Raw genomic sequence first — 5,090 nt, 5'->3', positions numbered from 1 at the left:
TTGAAAATTTTTGCCTCAAACCCTATCTGCGTAAGAACTTCAGGATTTTGTGTCCAGTAGTTCATTGGTATTCTATTGCTTGAACTCAGGCTCTGTAAGACTTTTAGCCATAGCTAGTATGTTTATACGGGGGAAGTCCAGCTATAATATCTGATTGTCGCAGTTGATGCTGTTTGCGTAAAGATGCAATCGCTTGACCAAAAATATGATCATGTTTTAATTTAATCGCTGCAAACTTTTGTTTTGCTGCTGGTTCAATTACACTTAAAAAAGCCGCTATATCAAGATGAATATCCACGGCCAGCCAATGAATATAACTGCCATCTTCTGCTATAATCAACTTCTCTCTTTCTTCTAGAGGAATACGCTGTCAAGCTGGCATAGATGCCAAGGGAATTTCTAGCTCCTCGAAATCACAGCGACTGATAACTAAAGCTGTGGCGATTAAATGCTCTTGCGCTCCCCAACTCCAAGCATTAATCACCCTTGTCCGTCAAGTAAAATCTTGAGCAACTAGGGTATTTCGCAGCGTGCGTAAATTAGCCCGTTTAAATAGTTGCGGCAACCAGATAGCATCAATGTCTTCTCGAATAAAAAGGCCTCGCAGATGATGTTTATCATTAGCGGTTCTGGCCATATCTGCCACGGACTTTAAACCGGTCAAAGAAGTACAAATAAAGATGTTTTTCAGGGAATCAATATTCTTTAAATCCCCTAAGCAAAGAATCTGCACAGATTTAGAATCTTGCCAGAAATTATCACTTTCTTAATCCTCAATTATCACAGTAATTTCTGGCTTATTTAACATGATTAATTCTCCCCGGTACAGACCTTTGCCTCCCCTTTAATCAGGAGCGCAGAACGATTCGCTAAAACGTGGTCGAGGATTGGCTTTTTTTTCCTACTAGATCTTTGGGCATTGGCGGGCTATTTAACCTGAAAATTTAGACCATTTTCTTGATTACAAAGTAAGAAAAAACTCTAATACCAAATCTGTTTTTAATAGTATGATTAACTTCCAATCGAACTTGAAAAACCCGCTCCCCACTTCCTACTTCCCACTTCCCACTTCCCACTTCCCCGCTCTCTTGCCCAAATGCTCACCTCGCCTACCTTAACTCTGGCCACTTAGTACTGTTATACACCTAACCAGACATTTTAGCCTGAAATTCTGAAATATAATGTCTGCTTAACCTGGAACGATCAAAGCGTTAGATTAGAAAGAGTCCTTTTTTTAGAGATATTTAACCCTGATGGTCTGGCCTTTTAAACCGAAAACCCGCAAACAAATCGCTCGAATAGAAATTACAGGTGCAATTGCCTCCGATACCCGCAAAAGAGTCTTAAAAGCCCTAGAAATCGTCAAAGAAAGGCAATATCCCGCCCTACTTCTCCGAATTGACTCCCCCGGGGGAACCGTGGGGGATTCCCAAGAAATTTATGAAGCATTGAAGCGGTTACAAAAAAACACGAAAATAATCGCTAGTTTTGGCAATATTTCCGCCTCTGGCGGCGTTTATATCGCTATGGGGGCTAATTATATTATGGCTAACCCCGGCACGATTACTGGCTCGATCGGTGTTATCCTGAGAGGGAACAATCTGGAAAGATTGTTGGATAAGGTGGGAGTTTCGTTTAAAGTGATTAAATCTGGCCCTTATAAAGATATTCTCTCCTTCGATCGAGAATTAACTGATGAAGAAGAAAGAATTCTCCAGGATATGATCGATACCAGTTATCAGCAATTTCTGCAAACCGTCGCCGGAGCTAGAAATTTAGATGTCAATCAAGTGAAAAGTTTTGCCGATGGGCGCATTTTTACTGGTCAACAGGCTTTAGAATTAGGAGTGGTCGATCGCTTGGGAACCGAGGAAGATGCCCGACTTTGGGCGCTAGAATTGGCAGGATTACCCCCAGATAAAACTAAATGTCAGACTATCGAAGAACCGAAACCCCTCCTCAGTCGTCTGACGGGCAATCGTTCCCAAATACCCCTAGGATTACAAAAAACCCTACAGCGTCTAGAATTTGAATTGGAAGTTAACGGACAACTATTGTGGTTATACCGACCCTGATGGCTAGATTAAAGTCGAGAAAAAGGGCGCGTTAACCCCTAAAATTGACTCATCAGGATTAGCGGAGGATGACAATCGTGCAGTGGAAGATTCGAGCCATTCGGGGAGCAACAACAGTAACAGCTAATACTATTGAAGCTATACGAGAAGCAGTGACAGAACTCCTCGAAGCGATCGAAATCCACAATAGTCTCGATCCCGATGATATTGTTAGTATTATCTTTACGGCAACTCAGGATTTAGACGCGATTTTCCCCGCTGCTATCGCTCGCGAACGTCCCCATTGGCAAAATGTCCCCCTCCTCGATGTGCAACAGATGCACGTCGCTGGTAGTCTGGAAAAGTGTATTCGGGTAATTCTCCACGTTAATACTCCCAAACTGCAAAGCGAAATGCAGCACGTCTATCTGCAAGGGGCGAAAAATCTTCGCCCCGATTGGCAGATTTCTCCAGTAACTATTAATCGCTAAAATCTTCGATAACCTGTTCCCGCATTTTCTATTAAGTTTATCGATTTCTCCCTCAGGGAAAAACTGGCCGCAAAAATCATTAAATTTACCTTTGGGGCCAAGAAAAATTATCAGTTATCAGTTATCAGTAAACAGTTATCAGTGAATAATCTCACTTAATAAACTCATAACCTCAAAACTGAATCGCGAGGCAGATCGATGAAGGATTGCTTATCAACCCCAACTTTTTTAACTGACTAAATCCCCATTTCCGACAGCCAACTCAAAATTAATTGATTAACTTTTTCGGGATGTTCATCGTGGGGACAGTGACCGGCTTTGGCAATCGGATAAAATTGGGTATTATTTCCCATTTTAGCTCTTTCTTGGTAAATTACCGAACCGGCGATCGGTGTCCAAGGGTCATCCTCTCCCCAGAGTACCAATAAAGGGCGATCGATTTGCGGTAATAATTCCAGGGGAGAAGGTCCGGGGGGTGCTGTCAACACCGATGCAAACACTCCCCACGCACCCGCATCACAGGAGGGTTGATAGAGAATTTCGACTAATTCCTCGGTAATCGCGGTATGATCCCGATAAACCTGTTTTAAGGTCTTCCGGATGCGATTTTTCTGCCTTACCTGTTCAAAAATAAACTTTCCTGTCACGGGAGAACTAACTAAACCGGTAAAGGCAGCCATGATTAAACGCAGCGGCAAATTTAATTCTTCGGGACGATGGTTTAATCCTCCGGCACAGTTAATAATTACTCCTCCAGCAGTGATTTCGGGAGATTCTGCCATCAGCATTAAGGTAATCAGTCCCCCGATGGAATTACCGATAAATACCGCCGGTTTTGCCATTTTTTCTCGCCAAAAGTCTTGTATTTGCCGCAGCCAAAGGTCGAGACTATAATCTAAAGCGGGCTTATCTGTACCCCCAAATCCCAAAAGATCTAGGGCATAGACTTGATAGCCATTTTCCGCTAAAACGGGGATATTTTTGCGCCAATGACCGATAGATGCCCCAAAACCGTGAATTAATACTAGGGGTTGTCCTTCTCCCCGCACAGTGTAGGGGATGGTGTGACCTTGCCATGTCCAAGACAATTGCTCTAAGCTAGTCCCAGTGATCGGAGATTGTAGTGCCATTGTATGAAGTTTTATTAAGTGATAGGTAAATTATAGAGTAAAAATCAGTCGAGAATTTATGCCACAACGCCAGACTTTTACCAATAACTCGATGGAAATTTCCTATTTACAATGGAGCGATCGAGGTATGCCTCTATTATTATTGCACGGCATGGCGGATCATGCTTTGGTTTGGTCAAGCTTGGGCGATTATTTAAGCTCAAATTATCAAGTTATTGCCCCAGATTTGCGGGGACATGGGGAAAGCGGTAAACCGGCAACCGGTTATCACTTTCAGGATTATATCGGCGATTTAAGGGCTTTAATTAATCATTTAGGTTGGACGCAAGCACATATTTTAGGTCATTCTTGGAGTGCTAAAATAGCGGCAATTTGGGCAACTCAACAGCCGGAAGTATTTAAGAGTTTAATTTTAGTCGATCCCTTTTTTATCGATAAAATGCCTAGTTGGATTAGGATAACTTTTCCAATTCTCTATCAAGTTTTGCCCTTTTTAAAGATTACTCGCTCCTTTGATAGTTATCAGAGCATAGAGGCGATCGCTCGTCAATTAAAACAATATAAAGGTTGGTCAAATCTACAGCAAGAGGTGTTTAAAAATGCCATTGAACAAAAAGCTGATGGCAGTTGGAGCGGTAAATTCACTTTATCGGCACGCGGGGAAATTTTTGAGGATGTCATGGGGTTTGCCGGATTAACTAAAACTTTAGATATTCCCAGTTTATTAATCCTTCCCCAACAGGGATTAAATCGCACTGCTTGGCAAATTCAATCTTATAACAAGTATTTAACTTCTCTAGAGATTAAAAAGATACCGGGTAATCATTGGGCATTTTTAGGGGAACCTGAAAGTTTTAATCAAGCGGTGGCCGAGTTTTTATCTGTTCAGGAAATTGTCTGATTAGCGGAGAGAACGAATCTGCAATTGGTAATAATCCTCGTCTAAACCTTGATTCTGCTTGTTATTAACCGAATTAAGCTGTTTTTGTAGTGCCAAAATGCGATCACTTGTAGCCGGATGGGTGCTGAGAATTGTCGGGGTAGAACCCCCCTGTTGTGCTAATTTTCCCATCAAGGAGATCATCGCCTTGGCTGCATAACCAGCCTCAGCTAGATTGTTTAAACCCAGTCGGTCCGCTTCTAATTCATCCTTGCGACTATTGGGCAGATTATAGGCGAGATTGACTGCCAATTGTACCCAAGTTTTTGTGTCTAATCCCGCCGCGCTGAGAAGTCCTTGGGCGAGGGCAGCATTGCTTGACATACTCCCACCGTCAAGCTACGCTGTGACGGGGGACTCTTTCCACATCGCTGTTAGAAATTCCTTGTTCAACGAGACAGCTTAGATTCTCAATGTCTCCATTAAGAATCCAGAGGCCGGACTCTCCCAAGGCGTTTGGGTCGGTTTCTGTTTG

The 5,090-nt window shown here is 42.7% G+C and carries 6 protein-coding genes and 1 pseudogene; 3 read left to right on the top strand and 4 right to left on the bottom strand.

The genetic code is table 11. The features are described 5' to 3' along the window. Positions 1 to 103: 103 nt before the first annotated feature. Entirely contained in the window at positions 104 to 340 is a 237-nt protein-coding gene (locus IM477_RS06330; protein WP_287730965.1) for a hypothetical protein, read from the bottom strand. A 153-nt stretch (positions 341 to 493) separates the two neighbouring features. Further along, positions 494 to 733, bottom strand: coding sequence for a hypothetical protein (locus IM477_RS06325; RefSeq protein WP_190723649.1), 240 nt, complete (start codon positions 731 to 733; stop codon positions 494 to 496). A gap of 520 nt (positions 734 to 1,253) precedes the next feature. Here IM477_RS06325 and sppA point away from each other — a divergent pair. Further along, the gene (gene sppA / locus IM477_RS06320; RefSeq protein WP_287730964.1) at positions 1,254 to 2,075 is read left to right on the top strand and encodes a signal peptide peptidase SppA; all 822 of its coding nucleotides are present in this window, start codon (positions 1,254 to 1,256) and stop codon (positions 2,073 to 2,075) included. A gap of 68 nt (positions 2,076 to 2,143) precedes the next feature. Next, positions 2,144 to 2,545, top strand: coding sequence for a chorismate mutase (gene aroH, locus IM477_RS06315; protein WP_190723652.1), 402 nt, complete (start codon positions 2,144 to 2,146; stop codon positions 2,543 to 2,545). A gap of 236 nt (positions 2,546 to 2,781) precedes the next feature. On the opposite strand, the gene IM477_RS06310 is transcribed toward aroH, so the two are convergent. Next, on the bottom strand, positions 2,782 to 3,675 hold the full coding sequence (locus IM477_RS06310; protein ID WP_287730963.1) for an alpha/beta fold hydrolase: 894 nt from the start codon (positions 3,673 to 3,675) through the stop codon (positions 2,782 to 2,784). 58 nt (positions 3,676 to 3,733) lie between these two features. On the opposite strand from IM477_RS06310, the gene IM477_RS06305 reads away from it, so the two are divergent. Beyond that, complete coding sequence (locus tag IM477_RS06305; RefSeq protein ID WP_287730962.1) at positions 3,734 to 4,576, top strand: alpha/beta fold hydrolase; 843 nt, start codon at positions 3,734 to 3,736, stop codon at positions 4,574 to 4,576. On the opposite strand, the pseudogene IM477_RS06300 reads toward IM477_RS06305, so the two are convergent. After that, positions 4,577 to 4,930 (bottom strand): annotated as a pseudogene (locus IM477_RS06300) (M48 family metalloprotease); the annotation flags it as partial. Positions 4,931 to 5,090 lie beyond the last annotated feature (160 nt).

This window comes from Microcystis sp. M090S1, from assembly GCF_020246295.1.
Classification (GTDB): Bacteria; Cyanobacteriota; Cyanobacteriia; order Cyanobacteriales; family Microcystaceae; genus Microcystis; species Microcystis aeruginosa.
Note: the sequence above shows the minus strand (reverse complement) of the source record. Positions and strands in the feature narration are given on the sequence as shown.